The following is a 23939-nucleotide window of genomic DNA, read 5'->3' on the forward strand; positions in this document are numbered from 1 at the left end:
TGGGGCGGCCTTGACGCCGTTCGAAGTCGACGAGATTCGAGCATCGCACCTCGCCTGCCAGCATGCCACCGATTCCGCCGGATTTGTTGCACAACATTTGCGGGAGCGCCCGCGAGCATCCGGAGCCCGCCGAATCGCATGCGGAACGCGTCCTTGCTGGCGAAACGTGGCGGCGGGCCTGCTGAGGAGCAGGCCCGCCGCTGATCGTGCGCTGTGTGCGCGTTCTATTTAGTTGCGGTGTTTGCCGCGGGGCGTGCGTTGGCGTTTGTGGGCGAACGCTGCTGCCGCTGCGGCCGCTGCGGCACCCAACGCGAGGGGCGCGATCGTGCGCGGCGTATCGCCTGTTGCTGCGCTGGCTGCCGCTGCGGGCTTTCCGGCTTGCGTGCCGCTCGGCGCCGGCTGATCGGCGTTGCCGCCAGCGTTACCGCTTCCGTCGCCGTTCCCGTTACCGGTGCTAGCTCCATCGCCAGCCCCGGCTCCGCCGGCGCCCTCGCCGCTACCGCCGCCGGGCTCGCCACCGCCCGGACCCTCGGGACCGTCGCCACCGCCCGGGCCACTCGGCTCACCACCGCCCGGCTCGTCGCCGCCACCCGGCTCATCGCCTTCCGTTACCGTCACGGTGATGTTCAGGCGCTCGGAGTATTCGTTCTCCAAACCCTCCTTGAACGCTGCGATGCGGAACCTGGTGTTCTCGTTCACCGTCACCGGACCCGTGTATTCCACGCGCGAGCCGCCGTCGACGCAGGGGCACGTGTCGTCGGTGGTGTAGTACACCGTGGTCCCTTCCTCGGCGGAAAGCACCAGTTGAGCGCCCTTCTTCACCGTGGCGAAGTTTTCCTTCGGGGAACCGGCCCCGAAGCTTGCCTCGCCCAGCTGCGCCGTCGGGCGGGCCGGGCGCGTCTGCTCGTCGGCCACGCGCACGTCGACCGTCTTGGCCAGCAGCGAATCGGCCACCGTCACCGTCAGGTCGGTCATGCCCGGCGCCTCGCCCGACAAGGTGAAGCGCGCGATGCCGTCCGCATCGGTCATGGCGCTTTCCGTCTCAAGCCCGTCGCCAAGGCCGGCCACCACGGAACTCCCCACGTTCGCGACAACCAACTGCCCGGGCAACGGCTGCCCGGAGGCGTCGCGCACGTAGGCCGAAACCTCGCACGACTGCCCCGTGACCAGGGAATACCCCTGCTCGACGTTCAACTTCAGCTCTGCCGCGCGCGCACCGACCGTAAGCTGCCCGCTGTTCCAACCATCCATCGGGATGCCCGCGTAGTTCACCGCGCCGGCCAGCGAAAACTCCACGGTCGACCCGGCCTCAAGCGCCTTCGCCGGCTTTATGCGCAGCGCCTTGGCTACCTGCCGCCCGTCGGCGCCCTCCTCGAGGCCGACCCACTCGAACGTGCAGCCCTCGCCCAGCCCGTTCGCCGTCAGCTCGGCCAGCGACGCGTCGGTGGCGTCCATGTACTGCGAGAACGTCAGCTCCACGCAATCGGTGTAGGCCCACGCGCTTTCCACCTGCGGTTTCTCGGTGGTGCGCAACCCGATCTCAAGCCCCGTGCGAACCGGGGGCACGGCCATCCATTCCGTGCGCGCCTCCTCGTAGCCAGCCTTTGTGAATCGCACCTGGTAGAAGCCCACCGGCGTGTACCAGCCGAACACGCCGTCGCCGTCGGTCGGCTGCGGATTGACCTGCTCGTAGGACTGTGCGTCCCACGGCACCGCGCCCGCGCCGTCGGCCGACGCGCTGTACCACACCTCGGCCGTCACGTCCTCAAGCCGGTTGGACTTCACCGCCTCGTACACGTAGCCCGAGGGGTCGATGCCCAGCCGCGCCTCGATCTCGCTCAGCTCCTTGCGGCGCTTCTCGCGCTGACGATCGATCTCCTCCTCGACCGGCTGGCACTTCTCCAAGCGCTCGGCCACGGCGCGCTGGTACATGCGCTGCGCCCAAGACAGGTTCTTCGCGCGGTCGGAGTTCACCATCGACGACGACACGTCGTAGCCATAGGACATCCCCGACACCAAGATCGCGCCGGCGGGCGGGCAGAACAGCGTCGCGCCGGCGCCGATGCCGCCCATCACCACGCCGATGCCAGCGTCCGCGTACTCGTTGGCGCGCTGCTGCTCGAGCAGCGACACCAGGCGTTTCGCGTAGAACAGCTCGTTTTTCAGCGCCTCAAGGCATTCCTTCAGGTTCGCAATGTCGCCCTTGCCGGAGTACCAGCGGATCAGCATCTCGATGTGCTCCACCTCGCCGCGCATCTCGGCCAGGCGGATCTCGGTATCCTCGGCGTTGCTCAGCGCGTCCTTCGCGCCGATATAGCTGGTCCCCAGCCCGATCGAGGCGATGGCGCCCGAGTACACCGGCACGTTCTTCGCCCACTTCCACGGCATGCGGTACGTGTCCTGATACTGCAAAAATGCTGCCAGGTGGCCCCTGACCATCGGCGATGTGAACTTCTGCATCGCCTTGAACACAGGCTTGGATTTAATGGTCTGCAGCGCCAAGTTCGCCCATTGCTTGTCGAAGTCCGTGGCAAGGTTCACCGAATCCAGCATCGTGGCCAGCTTTATGTTGCTCTTCGCCGCGTCCTCGAAGTCCGCCTGAATCGTCTTCACGGCGCCGCTGGGCAGGTTGACGATGGCCTTGAATCCCGTGCCGTCATCGCTCATGCGCGCGCGCACGCGGTATCCGCCCTGGTCGATCGTCTCCGTGAAGCCAGCGATGTCGCCGTCGAAGTCGCTCACGGTGATGCCGTCGACGTTGTTCTCAAGCGAGGCGATGAACACCTCGTCCCAGTCGTTATACTGGGAAAGGTCGCCCACGCCCATGTCCTCGCCCACGGCCTTGCGGTACTTCTCGAAGTCGTTGTGCTGAGAGATCACCAGGTCACGCAGGGTGTCGACGCCCTCCTGCACCTCGGGGTCGTCGTACTGGGCGCCGAACAGCTCGGCGAACCACTCGGATTCCAGCACGCCGTCGCCGTGCAGCACCTGGTACCAGAACGTGTTGCGCTCATCGGCCGCGGTGCCCGTCAGGTAGCCATGGCTGTCGCCCAGCTCGTTCATCACGTCGGCCAGGCTAGCCGCCAGCTCCTGGTCGTCGGCCACGGCGTCAAGCAGATCTTTGCGGAACTCGTCGCTTTGCTGCTGCTCGTACTGGTCGCGATCGGTCAGGTCGCCCACCAGCACCGCGTTGATCTGGTCGACCTTCTGGGTGCTTTGCTCCGCGATATTCTTCACCACCACGTTCGCGTCCACCGTGGCCATGCCCGAGAGCAGCGAGTTGCTCACGCCGTAGGACGAGGGGATGAACAGGCCTTTCATGTCGCCGAGCCACACCTGGCCGGTTATGCCCGCCGCCGCATCCTCGGCCAGCAGGTCCAAGTACGCCTGGTCGACGTACTCGCCCACGAAGCGCACGCGGTCGCCGTCGGTCGCGCGCTTCTTCATGGGGATGGTCACCGTGCGACCGTCGATGCAGTCAACGTACAGGTTGAACTCGTCGTCGAGCTGGGCGCCATGCGCATCAAGCGTGATGGCGAACGTCCAGTAGGCGTTTTTCTTGGTGCGCTCATGATGCAGCGTGTAGCTGAACGCGTTCGTTTCCTTGCCGTTGTCGATGAGCCGCTGCGTTTCGCCGCGCGTCACCACATCGAAGCGCTCGATGGACGCGCCGCCCGTGTACGTGACGTAGGCGGTGGCCGACGGCTGCTGCGCGCCCGAAAGGTAGGCCTGCAGCATCACGCGCTGGCCCGGCACCAGGTTGTCGGGGACGTCGTAGTCGATCGAGGCGCGGCCCAGCTTGTTGCACGTGCCGGCGAAACGCTTGCCGCCGACGGCCAGCTCCACGCGGGAATCGGGCGCCGCATACACCGTGGCCTTGTTGCCCGTAATTGCCGTGACCTGGGAAGACGGCAGCTCGATACCGGCGTCGTGCACGCTCATGTCCGCGACGCCCAGCGGCAGCACGGCATCGCCGAGCGCAAGCGTCGCGTTCACCGTGCACGCACCCACGCGATGCGCGGCGAAGCGCACGTATAGGTCACCGGTTTGCGCGCGGCCCAGGTCCACCGACACGACGTCGCCGTTGCGCGTGAAGGGCAGTTGCTTGGCCTCATCGCCGATGTTGCCGCCGATGGTGATGTCAGAGAAGTCACCCTCGGGCATCTCCAGCTGCAGCACGGCATCGCGCTCCTGGTCAAGGTTGAAACTGACCCTGACCTGCGCTTCCACGCCCGCCACGATGGCGCTGCGATCGGCTACCACGCCGCTTTGTTTCATGACGCCGCACTGCGCCAGGTACGCCGACGCGTCGAACACGGGCACGTCAAGGGCAACCTGCGCCTGCGCGCCGTCCTCGACCTGCACGTCGGCGCGCGCGTATTGCACGCCCTCCTCAAGCTTCAGGCGATCGAAGGCTGCCAGCGTGGGCACCCGCAGATCGACGCTCGTGTGGCTCACGGCGATCACCGTGTATTCGCCGGCCTTCAGGCTGTCAAGCGAAAACGGCAGCTCACCTGCGGAATCGGTCAGGCCCGTGGCCACGCACGCGCCGTTGCGGAACACCATCACGTCGTTGCTTCCGGAGAACGCCGACTTCGTGGTCACCTTCATGCCGCCCCACGCGCGCAGATCCACGTCGAACGCGCCGTCGGCGGGCAGGGCCCTGCCCTCGCCCGCGCCGAGCGCCAGCGAATCATCGGGCGTCACGGCAAGCGTGAGTTCCTTCGCCGCATCCGCCACCTCCTGCGAGAGCAGCACGCTCAGGCCCTGGCGCACGTAGTCGGCGTCTTCGCCCTCGCGCAGCACGCGGTCGCCTTGGCGCAGCTCGAAGGCCAGGCCGCTATCGGAGAGCACGGTTTCCCATGCGGAAGCCCCGTCGTCGCCGGTGCCCACCTGCTTGCGCAGGTTCACGTTCATCAGGCGCTGCACGGGCAGCTTCTCGAACGATTCGGTTTTGAGTTCGCCGACGTCCCATGTGCCGGCCATGGCCTCGGCCGCGCGCGTGAGCACCTGGTCGTAGCAGCCCTCCAGGCTCACCTGCAATGTGGCCGGCGTGTTCGACAGCGCCTCGACGATAAACGTGCCGTCCGCGGACACCTTCGCCGTGGTAGCGACGCCGTTCTGGAACAGCGTTACCTGCGCACCCGCGGGAACCTTGCCCGTGACCTGGGACGATTCCTCCATCCACTGGAATGTGTAGGCGGGCTTGCCCGGGTTGTGCTCGTCTTCCTGGCCCGCCACAGCGTCGGCCGCGCGCTTGACCCACGACGGCTGGCCCGCCGAGTTCTTCGCGAACGCCACGATGGTCTGCCCCAGGGAGAACGGGTTCTCGTACTTCTTGCCGTCGATCTCCAGCGTGCCACCGTACTCGTATTCGACCAGCTCGAAGTCGGGGTTGAGCACGCGCAGCGTCACGGCGTTGCGCTTCCACTCGGTGCCCGAGGCGCTCGAGGTGATCTGCGTGTTGTCGAACGCGTCCTGGCCCACGGTGCTCACGGTTGCGGGCAGCACCACTTCCGCGCCCGCCATGAGCGGCATGCTGGCGAAGGCGCGGTTACCGATGGTTTGCACGCCGTCGCCGATGGTGATGGAGCGGACATGGCTGCAGCCTTCGAACGCGTTGCGCTCGACGGTTTTAACGGTGCCGGGCACGTTGACCTCGGTGAACGGCTCGGGTGTCTCGCCTGACACATAGATGTCAGGGGATCAACTTGCGAAGGCGCGGTAGTCGATGGTCTCCACGCTTGCGGGGATGTTGGCCACCACGCCATCATCGAGCATGGAGCAGCCGGCGAACGTCTCGGCGGGAATGGTTTTGAGCATGTCGTTGTTCTTCGGCCACTCCACCGTTTGCAGCTTTTTGCAGTCCTGGAACACGCTTTCATTTAGCGTCTCCAGGCTGCTGGGCAGCGCGATGGACTGCAGCTGCGAGCCGGAGAACGCGCCCCAGCTCAGGCGCGTGACGCGGGAATCGGCGGGGAACGTGACCGAGGTCAGGTTCGACGATCCGCAGCCGCCGACGGTGGTGATGGGCCGGCCGTCGACGGCTGCCGGGACCTCGAACGCGACCGCGCCGTTGTCGACATGGTGCACGGTCAGCTCGTTCGTTTCCTCGTCCAGCGTCAGCCAGACCTGCGCGGGCGTTGCCGCGCCGGCGGTGTAGCCGACGTCGCCGTCGACCTTGTCGCCGGTGACGCCCTTGGCGGTTGCCAGCAGGTATTCGCCGTAGTACTCGTCGTAGACGTACGCGGCCTCGGTGCCGTCGTAGTCGGGCGCCGGGCCCGGGTTGTCGGCGTCGGGGTCGGAGTCGGAGTCGGCTGCGGGGTCGCTGGCGTCCTCGGCGGTGGTGCCGGCGGCGTTGCCGGCGCCCGCGACATCGCCGGCAGCCGACGACGCTGTGCCCGCAGCAGCTTGCGCACCCTGCAGGTTTTGACCGTTTTGCGAACCCTGAGAGCCCTGCGCGGCGGCGGACTCTTCGCCGCCTGCCATGACCTCCGAACCTACGACGAGCACCCCGCCATCGGCGGAGTCGGCAGCAGCGTAGCCCGCATCGGCGGCGCCACCCGCGCCATCGTTGCCGGCACCAACCGCGTTACCAACCGCATAGCCGTCAGTCGTATCGGCGCTGCCCGTGCCGCCGTCGGCCGCATCGGAAGCGTTCGCCCGCAAGCTCTCTCGCGCTGCGGCGACGGTTTCCGAGCCCTGCGCAAAACTTGCCACGGGCACCAAGCCCGCCGCCAAAACGCACGACAGCGCAACCGCCGTCCCGCGACGCCAAGCCGCCCGCCACAGACGCACGCCCGAACGCGACGCACGCATACGCTGAGCGCCCTTTCCCGGGCCCGCATCGGCACGCATACGCCGTTGCGACATATCAGGCCGATGCCCACCGGCCCAGCCACGCCTTTCCGCTCCCATTCCTCGCTCCTTCCCGTCAGCGCGCCCGGCAGCGACGACAGGCCCCGACGCAGCGCGCACAAACTTCCAATCCACCCTGCATCATCCCCAAAACCCGCCAAAACAACCAGGTTCGCATATACGTACCATCCCCTGACCAGGGGAAACGCGAGCGCAAAAGCCACCCGTCCCCACCCCAGACACCTCGGGGACGTAGCACTAACCGTCAGGGATTGAGCACGGATGGGAGCCGAAAGAGCAAGAGAACGAGCGAGGACGCAAAGCGCCATCGCAAGGATTCCGAGGAATATATGACGTAAACGAAAGACGGCAACACCGCATCGGAATGCGGCGCTGCCGTCTAAAAGCAACTGAAAAAGAGGCGAAAGGAACGAGCACGAGGGCACATACGGAGAACGCAATCCCATCCGCCCAAAGCCGGACAGTTAGCCCTACGTCCCCAAAGTGTCACGCGCGGCGGGCTATGCCCATTCGAATGCGTTGCCGGCGGCTAGCTCGAAGTGATACTTCACGATGCCGATGTCCGCTCCGCTGAATGCACCGCCGTTTTCGCTGATGGAAACCTTGTTGCCCGCGCCGGCGATTCGGAAGCACTGCTTGTTGAGCGCCGTCGGGGCGAGAAGCGCCGCCTGCACGCCGTCCGCAAACCACTGCGGCTCCGCGCCCTCGTACGAGCTTACCTCGGGCGCCGTCTTGCTCTTGTGCGCAACGCCCGGCGTGGCGCCGAATCCCACGACCACGATGCCGATGACCTTCTTCCCCGGCACAGCCTGCTCGACGTTTTTGCGGCTGAACGTGCCGCCGATCCACCACGTGTTCAGCCCGAGCGCCTGCGCAAAAAGCATCAAGTCGGCGCTTGCGTAGCCAAGATCCTCGTCAAGCCCGGGCCTGTCGCTGCCGGCCAGCACGAAGTAGTTGCGCACGCCCTTGGCGAAGAACAGCTTGAGCGCGCCGGTCAGCGCCGACTCGTCGCCCACCTTCAGCGAGATCGCCAGCCCAAGGCGCTCGTTGTTCGCGCGAACGCGGTCATTGAGCTGCGAAATCAGCTCGGCAGAAAGCGGCTCCGACGTGAACTTGCGCACAGTATGGCGCTGCCGCATAGCCAGCTTCAGGTCCACGGCGCTAACCGCAGCGAAGTCCGTAACGCCGTCCATAGCGACACCCGAGGCGGTGCCAACAGCGATGCCCATATCCATAGCGAAGTCCTTTCGCGCGCTTCTATCAAGCGATATCGAAAACGCGCCCATTGTACAACCGAGTTAACCCCCGCGTAAAAAAGGAAAAGCAGGAACGTTTTCGGCGTTTCGTGTCACAGATTGCGAGTTTTCCGAATTTGCCGGCGACGGAAAAGGCGCTTGCTGGTCGATTTCGCTCGCTGGCCGCAACGAACGATGCATTTGCTGCGCCAAGCGCAAAGCGGCACGCAGCCGACCGCGTTCACCATTCGGAAAACTCGCAATCTGCGGCATATTCGCGCCAAAAGCTTCCCGCGCATAGAATCGAGCGCGCAACGCTGCCGGCAAAACGTCGGGCAAAAACACGTGTGGCAGGGGCGCATCCCTGCCACACGTTGCACATCATATTTCGTTCGCCATCGGCCACCCGGCCATCGGCCACCCAGCCATCAGCCGGCTAGCCGCGGCGCAAAACCGCTAGGCGCGAGCGGGGTCCCACTCGACGATGCCGTGGTTCAGGAACGGCTTGGAGTCGGGCGCGTCGGCGTTGACCATGCGGAACTTCGCCTCGCCCTCGGCGGTCTTCCACACGATGGTGCGCAGGCGCACGCCCGGCAGCACCGGGGAGGTGAAGCGGCACTTGAAGCGCGTCATCGCCTCGGGATGGCCCGGGAACAGCAGGGAGATGACGTGGCGCATGGCCACGCCGGCGCTGCTGACGCCGTGCGCGATCGGGCGCTCAAGGCCGGTCTGCTCGGTGTAGGACCAGTCGATGTGCTGCTGATGCCAGTCGCCCATCAGGCGATACACCAGCGGCCAGTTGTAGCCGTAGGTTTCCTCGTACGTGAAATCGGGCTCGCGGTCGGGGTACTCCACGGAGTCCCTCGGCGGCTGCTCGCCGCCCCAACCGCCGTCGTAGATGCAGCAGTCGTAGGTGTCGACCGTGCACAGATGGGTGCCGTCGGCGGAATACGACTTGCCGACCTGCTTGGACAGCGAGCCGCGACCCTCGCCGCGGTCCCAGATGGCCTCCTGGGTGACGAACGTCTCGATGTGATCGTTCATCTTGAACGGCGCATGGAAATGCACGTCGATGCCGTAGTGCAGCGAGCCGGAGTAGTCGAAGCCGTAGTCGAGGGTGGTGGTCATCTCCTCGTTAACGGTCAGCGGCACGGCGAAGATGGGCAGAACCTTCAGGTCCGGGTTCTTGGCGTCGCCCTCGTTGACGTACTCCAGGTCCACGCGGCCGTCCCAGCCGGCGCCGCAACCAAGCGCGCAAATCTCAAGGTCCTTGAAGGTGTAGTCACGCACGAACGGGCCGAAGGTCTTCCCGACGATCTCAGTGGAAATAGCCATGACATTCTCCTTTGGAAAGAGAACTGCGAAAACGCAGCAGGTGATATAGGATTTCCCCACGTTTGAGCGACGCGGCGCAGTTCAGATCAAGCTGAGCAGCGCAAGATTCCCCCGAATCATTGCGCAGACCGAGAAAGGGGTATAACAAGCCCCGTGAACGAGATGATCAAACCCAGCCCGGATTCGAAAAGACGCAGCTACAGCCCTTACGGGCGGCTCCAATGCAGCTTCGCCTGTTCATGATCGGCAAGGTTGCAGCCCCGAAGGGCGGCTCCAATACAACCTTGGCGTTCAACTGGGCGGGTGATCGTTCGGTCGAATATGCGTCCCATCCCCGCGTCCAACGACGCATCACGTGGGATTTGTGACGAGAACCGACCGGCACCGCAGCAGCGGCCCCGCTTCAGTTCTCAGGTGCCAGCCTACCCCATTCCGCTAAACGATTGCAGTCTTGCATTGCCCCCGCTTTCGGAGTACGGGGAGAGCCGAGAAGGGTCGCGGCCGGAGCGATGGAGTACTACGGGGGACGGCGGGACGGGAACGCTGGGAGCACGGCAGGCGAACCGGAGTGCGCGGCGCCACGGGAAGCCCACCCGCAACCGCTCTACATTCGTTACCAGCACCCCAGGACTTCTGGATGGTTTTGCAGAAAATGGGCCCTGATTTCGCCATGAGTCTGGGCTTCTGGGCGGTTTGCTACGGGCGCGGCTCGCTACAGACATCCCCGACCTGGGGAAACGCCGGCGCCCCGCGTCCTTCCAAACCGAAATCACCTGCAAAACCGCCCAGAAGTTCCGAGCAGGATTGCGCAGCGAGAAAACCGGCACTATTCATCCCAGGCCGAACGCCGCTCGGTGCAAATCTCGTCAAGGCAGCCGTCGTCCTTCGCCGAACCGCGATCCTTGTACGGGACCGACCTGGCCGGACCCGGCTTATACCATTTGCAAGATTGCGGGCCGTAGCAAAACGACTCGAAACGATGCTTCTCGATGCCACGATCGAAGTCGTACTGGATGGTGACGTTCGACACCGCCGCCCACACGCACTCGAAGCATTTTGCCTTCCAGCTGGGTTTGGCAAGCATCCGAGCGCCGCGCCACGAATACACGCTCAGGGGCGGCGCCGACATGGTCCACGGCGGACCGGAGTAATCGCGAGAAAAAACGCGCGGAACAGGCGTGCCATCGTAGCAAGGCTCGACATCGGTGACCACGGCAACCTCGGGTTCGCCCGCATGGTCGGCGCGCTCGATAACCCTAAGGGCGCCGGCGCGATACAGGTCGGCAAACTCCTCGTTGGGGTATTTCGGCGTCCAACCAGTGCCTCGGACGACATCGCCGATGCGCAGGGCCAACTTCTCCTGCTGCTTCTCCGACACCGCGACGCAAAAGTCATAGCGCGGAAAGCCGCGGCCAAAATCCTCGACAACCGAATCGCCGAAGAGAACCGCGCCCCGGATGAAAACGTTGTAGCCGATTTCGCGATGCGTGCGGTTGTCAACCCAGTAGCGCCACACCGTCGATCGCGGCTGAACGGAGACGACAGTGCCCTTCCAAGAAAGTTTTACCTGATCAGCTTCCATATCGCCCTCTCATCACAGCGAAACGGCTCGATATGCCGCATCGCCTTGGACGCGAAAACCCGACACGTCGAATGGTAACTGATGAGGGACGCCGGCGAAACGCGGAATCAAGCGATGCGCAGATGGGCGCAAGCAATCGACAGCCGCACCCACGCACCCGAACGCACGGCGGGCGCGCACGATGCTCATCCGCGACTTCTGGGCGGTTTTGCAGGCGGATTCAGCCCGAAAGGCTGCGTAGCACCAGCGTTTCCCCAGGTCAGCGAAGTCGGCGCCACGCAACGCCTGCCAAAAACAGACCAGAAGTCCGGAACCATGGCAAAATCGGCGCCCATTTCCTGCAAAACCGCCCAGAAGTCGCGGGGGTGCGGACGCGGGTGGCGGGCACGGACAGCAAGCAGGAGCTCGAGCCGCGGACGGCAGCGGGCGACGGGTGCAAGCGGCGGTCCAAAACTTTTCCCAGCTTCCCACTTGCGCACTACTTTGAGGCATGCTACTGTCTTAAGCACCCGAGGGTCGCGAGACCCGTCTCCTGGCAGATAGGCCTTGCGCCTATAGGAGTTGCCGATGCAGCTGCCGTGCATCGGATTTTCCCGCACAACCTTATAAGCGACGCCCTGCGCGTGGTAGCTCATGCTAGCTTGCTGCCAATTTGCGCCTTCCCTGTTGCGTCCCAGGTTGTCCCGTCTCGCCCTCGGAAGGAGCTCGTCATGAGCGAATATGCATTCGTCTATCAACCTCAGATCATCCGCGAAACCGCAGAAGGCCTTAACCGCCTCGACATCCGCGACGAGATGCTCGACCAACGCGAACTCGAGCTTATGACCTCGGTGGATGCCGAATCCTGCGCCGTCGTCATCCGCGGCCTGCTTCATCTTCAGCGCCAAGATCCCACGGCGCCCATCACGCTTTACATCAACAGCCCGGGCGGCGAAGTCCAGTCCGGCCTGGCGCTTTACGACGTCATGCAAGCCGTGAGCTGCCCCATTCGCACCGTATGCCTTGGCATGGCGGCAAGCATAGGAGCGCTGCTGTTCATCGCGGGCGACAAGCGGGAGATCCTGCCGCACAGCCGCGTCATGATCCACGACCCGCTCATCGGCGCCGGCGCCGGCGGCAGCGCGCTGTCCGTGAAGGCCCGGGCCGACGACCTCATGCGCATCCGCGACATCACGGCCGGCGTCATCGCGCGGCACAGCGGCATGCCGATCGAGCGCGTCTTCGAGCTCACGGCCTCCGACACCTATTTCGAAGCGGAAGAAGCCGTCGAAGCGGGCCTTGCGGACCGCGTTGTCACCAGGCTTTGACGCGGTCCGTCGGCCGCGAGATGTCCGCCGGTTCGCCCCTCAATCCGGGAATCGCCGGCCACGAGACACGGCCACCCTTCCCCAACCCGGGAATGGGAAACCGCTCCGGGGTGCTTTCATCCGTCGCAAAGCACGGCCGGTTCTTCCCCGGCCCGACAATCGACAAGCGTTCCGGGGCGCCTTCGACGGCCGCGAGGCGCGACGGCCCCTTCCCCAACCCCACCATTCACCAGCGCAAACCTGTAACAGAAAGCGAAAGCAGACATGATAGACAACCGTGCGAATGCCCGCGCCGCCTATGCGGGACAGCTCATCCTCACCTCCGAGCACACCGCGAGCATGGACTCGTGGGCGACCGGCCTTAACAACAACGTGCTCGTTCTGGGCTGTTCCGGATCGGGCAAAACGCGCAATTTCCTGAAGCCGAACTTGCTGCAATGCGAGGGCTCCTACGTCGTGCTCGACTCCAAAGGCCGTCTGTATGACGAGATGGCGCCGTATTTGCAGGCCAATGGGTACATCGTCGACCGCCTTGATTTCACCACCATGGACGGGGAAATCGGCTACGACCCGCTCCACCACGTTCGCTGGCGAGCCGGCCGCCCCCTTGCGCAGGATATCATCGCGATCGCCAGCGCGCTGTTCCCCCGCGCGGAAATGGGCGACGACCCGTTCTGGGCGGGCGCGGCGGCAAACTACGTCGCCAGCTACATCGCCTACGTGTTCGAGGCGCTGCCCGACCGCGAGTGGAACATGGCGTCGGTGGTGAGCGTGTACGAGCAGGCGTGCGAAGGCAACGCCGAAGCGTTGTTCGCCGACCTTTCCAAACAGGACCCCGACAGCTACGCCGCATCGCTGTTCCGCCGCGCGAGGAGCACAGCGCGCGCCGACAAGATGCACTCGAGCATCATGGGCATCATCGCCGCAAATCTGCTGCCGTTGACGTTCGACGGCGCGCTCGCGTCGTTTCGCAAGGTGCAGCAAATCGACTTTTGCGACCTTGGGCGCGAGCGGCGCGCGCTGTTCGTGACCATGGATGACATGGACCGCAGTTTAGCGCCCCTGACCAGCCTTTTCGTACGCCAAGCGTTCTCAAGCCTGTGCGATTTCGCGGACACGCGCTGCGATGGCGGCCGGCTGCCCGCGCCCGTTCGCTTCATGTTGGACGATTTTGCGAACCTAACGCTGCCCGGCTTCGACGACGTGCTTTCCGTCATCCGCAGCCGCGAGGTCAGCTGCACCATCATCTGTCAAACGGTCAGCCAGCTTGAGGCGCGATACGACCAGGCCGTGGCGAACTCGATCATCGGCAACTGCGACCGCCACCTGGTGCTGGGCTTTCAGGACGAGCGGACGGCGAAGTATTTCGCGCTGCGCGCCAACAAGCTGCCATCGACGCTTCTCGAGACGCCGGCCGAAAACTGGTGGTTGTTCGAACGCGGCCGCCGCGGCGTTTGCGAGCCCGCCTATGCGCTCGAGCAGCATCCGGGGTATCGCGAGTTTGTCGCAAGTCGGGAGATGCCCGGGAATTGGGAAGCGGCAACGGATTGCGAAGCTACCGCGGATGGCGAAGCGTCCGCAAATCGCGGAGCTGCCGCGAGCCGCAAAACGCCCGCATGCTGCGAAGCTTTTGCAAATTGCGAGGCATCCGCAACCTGGGAAGTATCCGAAGATTTCGAAGCTGCCGCTGATGATGAAGCGCCCGAGGATTGCGAAGCCGCCGCAACCTGGGAAGCGGCGGAGAGCCGCAAGGCGTTTTCGATCTGCGAAGACGACGATCTCGACTTCCTTCCCCCGCCGGAGCCGGACGACGAGGTCTGGGTCGATACGCTGTTCGACACCGACAACCTAAACGGCGATTCAGGCGCCGCAGCCTAAGGGAGGAGCGAAGATGAGCGAAACCAACATCCGCAAAAGCCCTTACGAAACGAACCGCGCAAACCTGAGAGAAGAGAACGCCCGCAAAAACCCGATCGAGCAAATCGCCCGCAAAAACTCGAACGAAACGAACACCTGCGCAAACCCGAGCGAATCGAGCGCACGCGCAAATCCGTGCGAAGCGACCGGCCGCAAAAGCCTGAGCGAGCGCATCGCCCACGCGAACGCCGCCCGCGTGGCAAGCGCATGGGACGCACCGGACGAGCAGCTTCTCGAAGCCGAACGCAGAAGCCCGTTCCAGGTTTGCGACGTGTATTGCGCGCACGCCGAGGAGCTGCTCGCGATCACGGGGCAAATCTCGGCCGCGCTGCCAAGCCGCGCCGCATACCTTGCGCGGACCAACCCGCGAGCGGCGGCGCATCCGGACAACCGCTCGGTCAAGGCGTATGCCCAGGTCGGAAACCCCGCATGCACCTTCGTCTGGGAGATTCGCAACAACAAGGAAGGCGCCCTGGCCAAGTCGTCGGACGCGCAATACGCCAAAGCCCTCGACGCCACGGACGCGCTGAAGGACCTCTGGGAAGACGAGCCATGGCTTGACGAGCTGCAGATCGCAAAGGCGCTCATCACGCAAATCGTCCTGCTCGACGACGACTTGCGTGCAAAAGTCCTCAAACGCGCAAACATCATGGCGAAGGAGTGCGCCTCCACCCTCGCCCCGTATCTTCGGGGTTGAAACCGGCAGACGGCGCGGATGCCCCTTGGCCCGCACGCCGATGCTCCCGGTTCGCAACCGCGAAATCGAAGCCGACGATAGATAGCGGCAAAGACGCTTTTTGCCGCTTTCGTCAAGGACTTCATAAACGCATTCGCATGGAGCCCCAAGCCGGACTCCCGCCACCCCCGCCGCACCTCGACGGGTCAAAACCGGCAACTTCTCGCGAATGATCGCGCAGGCCAACGCTAGAATCTAACCGTTCGAAACAAGAAGAGGAGCGGCACGTGGCCCAAGATTTCTACAACCTGCTTTACAACGGATACACCGGCGAGTACCAGCTGATGAGCTCGCTGTATCGCAACGGTCTGGACGCGCTTCGCCCGCCCGCGGACATGGGCATCGACGTGGTGTCGCTGAACCTCAAGCAGCAGCTTGAGAAGCCGGGCACGCCGCCCGAAACGTTCTTTTTCCAGGTCAAAACGGCGGTCACCACCGTGAGCGAGGACCCGAACCGCCCCGGCGCATTCGCCGTGGTCGAGTTCAAGCTCAAGGACAGCGAGGTGGACCTGCTCGCCCGTTCGCGCGACCGCGCGCTGTTCTGCTACGTGTACAACAGCGAGGCCGGGGCGCTCACCGACGCGTTCGAGACGCCGTTCATCTGCTTCTGGCTTGACGGGTCGCTCATCAAGAAGTTTAACGAGAAAGGCGCGTTCTTCCGCAAAAAGGGCGAACCCAAGCTGACGCTCGCCTGCCAGCTGCGCAAACCTGCGCACGAATACGGCCACTGGTACGCCCTGGTGGTGAACGAGAGGGGCGAAAAGGTCGAGAACGGCTTCCTCGGAATCGTCGGCGGAGAAGGCTCCCCGGCCGACGACTGGGCAGACCACTACAGCGTATCCGGCTACCTAGAATACGCCCGCTGGGGGCTGTAGGCCGAAGAGACGGGCACTGGCGAACAGGGGCGGGCGGGTCCACACCCTGCCCCGCCGTCATTGCATGCGCGCCCACTTAGCCTTGTTCGCCTTGCTGCTGCGTTCGCATCCATTCGCGGAGGTACTTGAAAGGCAGCGGCAGCACCGAAGCGTTGCCGAGGCGCGCGATAGGCACGACGAGCGTCTCGAGCAAATCCGCGAAGAACGGATTCTCGCCGTTGACGCTGCGAACGCTCCTGATGACGCAGCCGTTTTCCCGACCCGTTCGACTTAAACCGTCGAAGTTGCTCACCCAATACAGCAGCGAATCGTCTTCCCGAACGCAATGCATCTTGACGATCGGCTCGTACGTTGTCGCAAGGGCTTCCTTGTCGCGCGGCACGCCGGTCAAAAGACGCCTTGAGAACTGCTCCTCCAGCCGAGCGTCCACCAACTCCCGAATACGCCGCGCCGGGTATTTTTCATCGACCATCTTTGCAGCATCCACAACCAACGAGTTGAGCTTCGATGCCTTCACCAAAGAATCCGGCATCTCGGAAACCCACTCGCACAGTGCCCGCAACGCAATGTCGATAGCAGGGTCTTCCGTAAGAATGGATACCGCCTCGAGCACATCGCTTTTCGGCAGCGACCAGTCGATGCTCTCCACGGCGCACTTGATTACGGCAAGGTCGGGAATGGGAAATCCATCCGTCAGCTCGATCGCATCGATGTCGCCGGCGGCGTTGATCGCAAAACCCTCCGTCTCAGACGACCACTCGCTTGTAAACACATCTGCGAGCTTATCCCACTTGGAACCCGAGGCCGCGTTGTCCGAACAGCCCTGGTAGAAGGACAATGCGCCCGTCGAGCTCACCTCAAGGAACGAATAACGCCTTGGCGATTTGCCCCTTTCGCGCTCCTTCTTTTCCTCCTTCGTCTCAGGCCCGCAAAGCGCAAAAACCAGCGGACCGTCGCACTCGAGCGCGCTCCAATCGTACAAGCGCATCGCGCCATCGCAAACATCGCGCTTAACCGCGGTCTCGACCAGGCATTTCGGAATGACGAAACGCATGCCGCTGTCTTCCTTCGGCTTACCGAACTCGGATTGCATGGTCTCAATGGTCAAATGCTGGCATGCCGCGCCTTTAAGCACGGAAGCAGCATAGGGGTCATCGATTCCCCGGTCCTTGTAATACGGTTCCTCATGAAGGATCAGCAAATTGTTGGCACCAGCAACGGCGCTGTCCACGATGCGCGGGCGCACGCCGAGATGCTCGTCGAACGCAAGCCAATCGGCAACGAACTCGCATGCCTTTCTGCTTGCAGCATCTTTAGCGACGTCGACCACCACATACTCGTCTCGCGCAAACCACGCGGGGTAATCGGCTTTCACCAGCTTCTTGGGAACAGGTACGCGCTCGGAATCTTCAAGCGCCTGAAAAGCTATGCTCGCCATGCCCGCATACGTCTGGTTAAACCGCTCGACGACTTCTTGGATAACCCCGCATTTCGAGTTCGCAAAAGCCTTTCGATTGCCGTATTTCAAGAACGGGATCTTGCTTTTCTGCCCCTCGTACTGCTTCTGGATGAAAACGCTGTCGGCCTCAGGGCTTTCACCTGGGGAAACACGACGCATAGTTGGGCCATCGAAGTCGACCACGTACCGCGGGTACTCGCTTTTCTTCCTGCCATCGAATATCAGACCGGCGGCATTTGCCCTGGTGAACGTTCTAACATTCACCTTCAGCAACGATTCCGGCGTCACCTTGAGCTCCAATCCGATAATGTGCAGATTGCGCCCGCTGCTCGTTTTCTTGACCCAATCCCTGTCTGTTTTGAAGCAATAGAGGTGCCCAGTGACGTTTTGCAAGGACGGACCGCTCTCACTGTTGCCCGCAAAAAGCGCGTTAAGCAGCAGCTGCACCAGAATATGCTCCGACACATTGCAGCTTGACACCTGTTTTGGAAGCAGGCTTGTTGCCACATCGGCCGGTTCCAAATCCTCATCCTCGATCACGCCGCCGTAGCTTTTCTCGAAATGATCGCGAAGCCCCCTCACCGAAACGAGGCCTTTTGGGGCAAGGATATAGAATGGGTCGTCCCCGCCTTGACCGAGGATTGAGAGGATATACGGAGCTCCAAACGCCTCGAAAACGCGCGATGACCAGGAAAGGCGGCCTTTGCCCTCTTTCGTTACCTCGAACACGTCATACCGCTTGTCAAACTCCTCGTGTGCCAAGGAAATGCTCAGCTTGTTAGTCCACAATGCCATCGGTAAACCTCCTTATAGCCTGAATCGCCGTTTCGTCGAATGAGCAGTCGCCTTTTACGAGCGCAGGTACCACAAGAAGCCTTCGCCCGCCTTTTGAGCGGTACGTCTCTCGATAATCGCCCTCGTCAGGCGGCAAAACGTTAGCGATGATAGCCTTCTTGGCGTCGATCGTCTCCATCTTCGCGAACACCCAATCGACGAGCTTCTCCGAATCCCACCCCATTCTGTCCGACTGCTTTTTCCAGTGTTTGAAATCGATAAACACCTCCTGGTCGCCCAGCGTGCCGGGCAACACGAAGTCGAATTTCTCGAACCTGAAAGCGTCGTCGATATCCGCGACCGCGATGCCGTTTTGCTCAAGGACGAAACGCCCGCACGCTTCACCAAGACGCCCTTTGTAAATGCTCTCGGCGACGATGGGGGTCATGACCCTTGTCGAGGCCTCCCATTTCGTAGCGTATCCGCACTGCTCGAAAAAGCTGCGCATACCAGGGATGCGCATGAGCACGTCCAGGCGCGCGGCTTTTTCGCTCACTTCGAAGCTTTTTGCGCCGGCAGGCGGATTGAAGAGCACCTCGACCGACGCGAAATCACCTTTCGCGATGTACCGATACGACGTCCTTTTCGCATCAAGCTCGACGTAATAGCACCGCTCCATATACGGAACCTCGTTCCAGTCATCGGGAAGCGTCGGATGCTTGAGAACCTGATTCCCCAGGTCAAACCACGCCTTGCGAGCATCGTCCCGCCATCCGGAGCCCAGAAGCGAGTTAATGCAGGCTCGCGACCTATCAGACGCGCGCGCCGCTCTGCGCTGCAAGCGCTTGATATCCTTCGAGGGCTGGGGAATCGGCTCATCGAACGCGCCCACCATCGCCCCGAACTCAGGAGTGAACGTAAGCCCGCACGACTTCAGCACGCCCAAGGGAACGCCTTCCATAAGGCGGGCGTCGGCGAATAGCCTGATCGCCGGCATCTTCATGTTCGTCCTGCTCAAACGGCCCACAGCCTGATACACCTGCTTCGCCCCGAACAGCCGCGCGCTATCGGTTGCCTTGTAGCCGTAGTCCAGCCCGGAACCGCCAAGCGCGCGCAGCGCCTCCGAAACGCTCCTGAGCAACGCCCCTCTGCTGATCTCGGCATTCTCGTACAGGTACTCGCATCCCAAGATATGGTGCACCACCTGGTATTCGTCCACTTTCTCGTCCCCGGTGATCACCGGGGACGTATGGGTTGGGGCTTCCACGTACAGGCAATCGAAATCCATTTGCCCGGATGCCGGGCGATCGTTGATTTGAACGGGGGTTGCGCCTTCGGGAATCCTATATTGCAGGTTTTGCCCCGCACCCGCGGATTGATACGCCGTGATCACGAACAACTTCTCGCCTGCGGCCAAGCGCGAGAGCGCCTGCTTCTTCGCGCGTTCGAACTCCTCGTTGCCGCCGCCGAGGACGCAAAACGCGTCGTCCACGTTGCCGTCGATGCCTAGTTGCTCGAAGACCATCCCGAACATGTCTTTGAGCTTCATCAGGTCGAACCCGCTTCCGCCGGCCTTCGGCAACGCATTCAAAACGCAAAGCATGGCGCGAGCATCATCGGCCTTCCAGAATCCCTTGAACGCGGCGCAAACCTTCAACACTCGCCGCTGCCCGAACGTCGAGCGTCCGTCAGCGGTGGAAAAGTCCATCGCAACCTTGTTGAAAGCCTTGCGAGCAACCACCGCATCATCGAACACGGCAAGCCACGCCTTCTCGCTGTACTCCCCCTCGGAATCCACGTCGGAAATCTTGCTGACGCGGATTTCCACGTTATCGTAGCGGCTTACGCTGCGTCGGTAGTCTTCCTCGATTCCCTGTCGCTGGGCTGCATCCAGCAAGATGCAGCGGTCACCGAGAGCCGCCTTGATGTAATCGATGTCGTAATTGCCCAGAACAGACGGTATATCTAGGGACGCAGAAATACCCACCACAAAGTTGCGGCGACTCAACTCGATGAGTTTGCGCTCTGCCGTACAGGACAGCGCGCAGCGCTCCATACGCGTTAACGTGTCATGCTTCGCGGACTCGGTGAACGCGTGCACCCTGAAGCCCTTGTGATACAAGCTCAAATCTGCCGGATCATCGTCCCTTGCCCCGTCATCGACCGCCGCGCGACGCGCCCGCTCCTCATGCGCCATCTCGATGACGCGGCGGCGCGCCGGGTTCAGCTCGCCATGCACCTCGTCCATCATGTTCAGCTCGGACAGCACCGTGCCAACAGCCTGGTCAAAACTGATTTCGGGACGCTTTCCCTGATCGGCATCCTCAGCCACGACCGCCTGGTAGTTCTCAGCGACGCGGGCGATCCAGCCAACGATCCACCTGACAAGCCCTTCGAGCCTGCCCAGCAGCAACGGGACCGAGTAGGAATCGGCTTCATGTAGCCCCGTTATCGAAGCCTCGCCCCCGGCATAGGGCGGAGTGCCCGAACCGAATTCGATGGTGTTCTGGCTTTCAAGGAAACTGATCGCCGACCATGAACTGTCTTCGACATCGACGATATGGCTTTGGAAGTCGTTGAAGAGAAACGGCTGGTTCCTATAGCGTAGCCTGTCGCTCAGGCGGAACTGTTTGTCCAGGTGCAGTTCGAGATACGCCTCTTCCGCGACGCTCACGATGGCGCCGAACTCCGCGCGAAGCTCAGGCCCGCAGCCGATCTTGTTCGAAGGGCTGCGGAACAGCTCGCTCGTGAACGCCGCACCCGCGTCGCCGTCGCCGCCCTTACCGTCGATCTGGCGGCCCTCGAGCGCGCGACCCATGAGCATGCGGAACATGCTTACCATGTCGGCCATCTTGCCAACGCTTTCGCGAATCAGAAAGTCGTTGATAACGCTCTTCGATAGCTCGAACTCGTCGATGATCACGACCGATCCCTTTAGCAAGTCGCTTTCCCAAATGCTTTCCGACGGCTCGATGATGGGGGAATTTTTCACCAGCAGCTTGTTCACGCTCATGAACAGCACGCGTTTCTTGTGCGTCAGGACCGACGGATACAGCACTCTTAGCCATTCCCACCAGGCGCTTTTCTCGACAAGTTCGCGTTTCTCCTGCCGCGTCATCAAGCGATAGCCGCCTTCGTCAAGCTTGCACATGGACGCAAATACCGACGAAATGTGGCGTCGAAGCTTGCCCTCGGCGTTCTCCGCTTCCTCCTCAGCACCTTCGATCGCCTTGCGCCGAGCAGCACCGACATGCAGAGGGAGGTTCCTCGTCTCCTCGAGAATCCGCTGCAGCCTCTCCGCCTCTTGCAGCTCGGGAAGGTTCCGAATGTCGAATTCGACCTTGATGAACGTTCGCTCATTCGACCCGGGCTTCTTGGGTCCTTTTTTCCAATAGGAGAACGGGGCGCTCGGCATAACGCCTTTTGCGGCGTCGATATTGCTCTGGAACATCCCGAGATTCGAGTCGAGCTTCACCACGTATGCAGCAAGTTCAGGGTGACCGCGCTCATCGAGGATTTGCAGCAACTCGTCAACGGGAAGATTGCGTTTCACGTTCGTCACGAAAACGAACCGCCTGCACTTCGGCCCGAACGCAATAAGCTGATCGGCGATATGGCTCATGGACGAGTACGTTTTGCCCGCCCCCACCGGGCCAGCCAGCAAAAGCAGCCCGCATTGCTCAGGGTCAACGCTTACGGACTTGCCCAAAACCCGCTCAATCCCCGAGCGCTCCCTAGTCTTCTCCGCTTCCGCCACACCTACCTCCAATCGTTTCTATTGGGTGAACAGGGTGAGTTTCGCCAGGGCATCGTCGAGCTTGTGCAGCATCCGCTGCTCCTCCTCGCGCTTCGCCGCCTGCTCCTCGCGCTTTCTGCTTTCCAACCATTTGCCATTGACGTGCTGCCTGGCGCTGAATCGCCGCGCAATCTGGCATGCCGAACCACGCCGGAAGATCATCACCTGGCCGATGGGCAGCGACTGCACTTCGCTCACCGGCATATCCGCGCGCTCCGACAGCTCGCGTGCCGTCTTGATATCGTTCACGCCCAAGTACAGCACCGTATCGCAGCATCCGATAATGGTCTGCGCCGCCGCACCGTAACGCGCCTCAAGCTGCGCCGTTGCCTGGCAGATGAGCGTGATCCAGATATCACGGCTGCGGACCGCGGCGATGATGGTTTCGAAGTTCGGAATGGGCGCTTGGTTGGCGAAATCGTCGAGGATGACGCGAACCGGCACCGGCAGCCGGTAACCCGTTTCCGGCGCTCCATCGGCAACGCGACACAGCTCCTTGAAAAGCTGCGTGTAGAAGATGGACGTGAGGAAATCGAGGCTTCGGTCCGTATCCGATACCACCACGAACAGGGCGGTCTTGCGTTTCCCGATGTCTTCGAACCGAATGGGGTCGTAATCGCCATCAAGGATGCTTAGCACCCCGGAGTTGGCAAGATGCGTCAACTTACCGGCGGCTTCCATATAGATGCAGGCCGTGGTTTCAACGGCAGGGGCAAGCTGCTTGAAGCGTTGCCATGCCTTGGTCCCTTCGCCCCGATAAGGCGGGTGGGTCCGCACAGGGTTTCCCCCATCCCACTTGATACCGGTTCGCAATCGCTCAAAAGCATCGTCGAGGGCGTTCCTGCAGTTGGCACCACGCCCGTCGGTCGCGAAAAACGCCTCATCAAGCAGGTCAACCAACTCGCGCATGGTAACGGGATCACCATTTTCGGCGATTTCCCGCATTGCGCGAAGGTAGCCGATAAGAGCCTTGAATAGCACCGCCGTCGAATCGTCCCAAAACGGATCGCGCGAAAAACGGCCGGTGCTATTGATGAGCGCCTCGACGAAAAAGTCGATGTCGTCATCGTTGCGCAGGTACGCAAACGGGTTGTAACCGTTCGACATACCCGGACGTACCAGATCGAGCCGCTGCACCTTGTAGCCTGCCGCCCGAAGCATGGGGCCAAGCTCGTCGCACAGATTGCCCTTCGGGTCGGTGATGACGTAGCTGGAATTCAGCTGCATGACATTGGGCTTGACGACCCCCTCCGTCTTGCCACCGCCCGGCGTGCCGAAAACGACAACGTTGTTGTTGAGTTGCGTCTCGTACATATCGGTGCTCACCGTGACGCCCTCCGCAAGGATGGTGCCGGGCAAATCCTGCTCCGGATCAACACGCCTGGTCATCGCAGCGCACTCCCTTCGTAATCCCAATCCGCGGAAACGCGGTCGATGATCCCGAACGATTTTGCCTCGTCCGGCGTCAACCAGGTGTCGCGATCGGTTGCTGCCTCGATAGCCTCAAGCCCGCGGCCCGTAGCTTCAGCTAGCACACCTGCTAACATTTCCTTCTTCCTGATGACGGAACGGGCGGCGATTTCGATATCGCTCACCTGCCCGCTAATACCCGACATCGGTTGATGTACCAGAATGTCCGCATGCGGGGCGGCTGATCGGAAACCGGGTTCGCCGCACGCCAGAATGACCGCTGCCATGCTTGCGGCGACGCCGAGCGCATGCGTACGCACCGAGGAGCGCATACCGCACATGAAGTCGATGATGGCCATGCCGTCGGAAACCGACCCGCCCGGCGAGTTGATCAGCAGCGTGACGGGGTCGCCCGAGCTTCGGTCCAAGTAACGCAGCTGCAAAATCGCCGCCATCGCCGTTTCCGCGTTGATTGCGCCGTTGATCGCAACGGCGCGCTCGGCGAACAACTCGCTCGCGGGCGTGGTCCAATCGGTGCCGTGCGAGGTTTTTCGCATAATGGCTGGTTGTTGCACGTTGAAGTCCTTTCGAAAGGCCCGGCTGCGGGAATGCAGCCGGGCACAGATTGCGGAGG

At 62.5% G+C, this 23939-nt stretch carries 13 protein-coding genes; 4 read left to right on the plus strand and 9 right to left on the minus strand.

Annotated elements, in window-relative coordinates; all coding sequences use genetic code 11:
* Window positions 1–228: 228 nt before the first annotated feature.
* The 5 genes from Q0D52_RS06430 to Q0D52_RS06450 form a co-directional block, all read right to left on the minus strand.
* The gene (locus tag Q0D52_RS06430; protein ID WP_294381084.1) at window positions 229–5691 is read right to left on the minus strand and encodes an Ig-like domain-containing protein; all 5463 of its coding nucleotides are present in this window, start codon (window positions 5689–5691) and stop codon (window positions 229–231) included.
* 15 nt (window positions 5692–5706) lie between these two features.
* On the minus strand, window positions 5707–6918 hold the full coding sequence (locus Q0D52_RS06435; protein ID WP_294381086.1) for a leucine-rich repeat domain-containing protein: 1212 nt from the start codon (window positions 6916–6918) through the stop codon (window positions 5707–5709).
* Window positions 6919–7379: 461 nt separating this feature from the next.
* The gene (locus tag Q0D52_RS06440) at window positions 7380–8114 is read right to left on the minus strand and encodes a nitroreductase family protein (RefSeq protein WP_294381088.1); all 735 of its coding nucleotides are present in this window, start codon (window positions 8112–8114) and stop codon (window positions 7380–7382) included.
* Between the two features lie 456 nt (window positions 8115–8570).
* Complete coding sequence (locus Q0D52_RS06445; protein WP_276668507.1) at window positions 8571–9449, minus strand: MaoC/PaaZ C-terminal domain-containing protein; 879 nt, start codon at window positions 9447–9449, stop codon at window positions 8571–8573.
* 826 nt (window positions 9450–10275) lie between these two features.
* Window positions 10276–11031 carry a hypothetical protein gene (locus tag Q0D52_RS06450; RefSeq protein WP_294381089.1) on the minus strand — a complete coding sequence of 252 codons (756 nt, stop codon included), beginning with the start codon at window positions 11029–11031 and terminating at the stop codon, window positions 10276–10278.
* Between the two features lie 710 nt (window positions 11032–11741).
* Between Q0D52_RS06450 and Q0D52_RS06455 the strand changes: the two genes are divergently transcribed.
* The 4 genes from Q0D52_RS06455 to Q0D52_RS06470 all read left to right on the plus strand — a co-directional run bounded on the left by Q0D52_RS06455 (window position 11742) and on the right by Q0D52_RS06470 (window position 15866).
* Window positions 11742–12338 carry a ClpP family protease gene (locus tag Q0D52_RS06455; RefSeq protein WP_294381090.1) on the plus strand — a complete coding sequence of 199 codons (597 nt, stop codon included), beginning with the start codon at window positions 11742–11744 and terminating at the stop codon, window positions 12336–12338.
* Window positions 12339–12602: 264 nt separating this feature from the next.
* Entirely contained in the window at window positions 12603–14216 is a 1614-nt protein-coding gene (locus Q0D52_RS06460) for a VirD4-like conjugal transfer protein, CD1115 family (RefSeq protein WP_294381093.1), read from the plus strand.
* 13 nt (window positions 14217–14229) lie between these two features.
* Window positions 14230–14952, plus strand: a complete 723-nt coding sequence (locus tag Q0D52_RS06465; protein WP_294381095.1) for a hypothetical protein — start codon at window positions 14230–14232, stop codon at window positions 14950–14952.
* A gap of 266 nt (window positions 14953–15218) precedes the next feature.
* Window positions 15219–15866, plus strand: coding sequence for a hypothetical protein (locus Q0D52_RS06470; RefSeq protein WP_294381097.1), 648 nt, complete (start codon window positions 15219–15221; stop codon window positions 15864–15866).
* 76 nt (window positions 15867–15942) lie between these two features.
* On the opposite strand, the gene Q0D52_RS06475 is transcribed toward Q0D52_RS06470, so the two are convergent.
* From Q0D52_RS06475 to Q0D52_RS06490, 4 genes are read right to left on the minus strand one after another with little or no spacing between them, the layout of a single operon-like run.
* Window positions 15943–18120: a hypothetical protein gene (locus Q0D52_RS06475; protein ID WP_294381098.1), complete on the minus strand. Its 2178-nt coding sequence runs from the start codon at window positions 18118–18120 to the stop codon at window positions 15943–15945.
* Entirely contained in the window at window positions 18104–21856 is a 3753-nt protein-coding gene (locus Q0D52_RS06480) for a hypothetical protein (RefSeq protein ID WP_294381100.1), read from the minus strand. The genes Q0D52_RS06475 and Q0D52_RS06480 overlap by 17 nt, the downstream gene beginning before the upstream one ends.
* Before the next feature lie 18 nt (window positions 21857–21874).
* Window positions 21875–23284 carry a VirD4-like conjugal transfer protein, CD1115 family gene (locus tag Q0D52_RS06485; protein ID WP_294381102.1) on the minus strand — a complete coding sequence of 470 codons (1410 nt, stop codon included), beginning with the start codon at window positions 23282–23284 and terminating at the stop codon, window positions 21875–21877.
* A complete protein-coding gene (locus Q0D52_RS06490) occupies window positions 23281–23880 on the minus strand; it encodes a ClpP family protease (protein ID WP_294381104.1) in 600 nt (199 codons plus the stop codon). Before Q0D52_RS06490 ends, Q0D52_RS06485 begins: the two co-directional genes overlap by 4 nt.
* Window positions 23881–23939: the final 59 nt, after the last annotated feature.

Origin of the sequence: uncultured Senegalimassilia sp. (genome assembly GCF_934630535.1) — a bacterium.
Classification (GTDB): domain Bacteria; phylum Actinomycetota; class Coriobacteriia; order Coriobacteriales; family Eggerthellaceae; genus Senegalimassilia.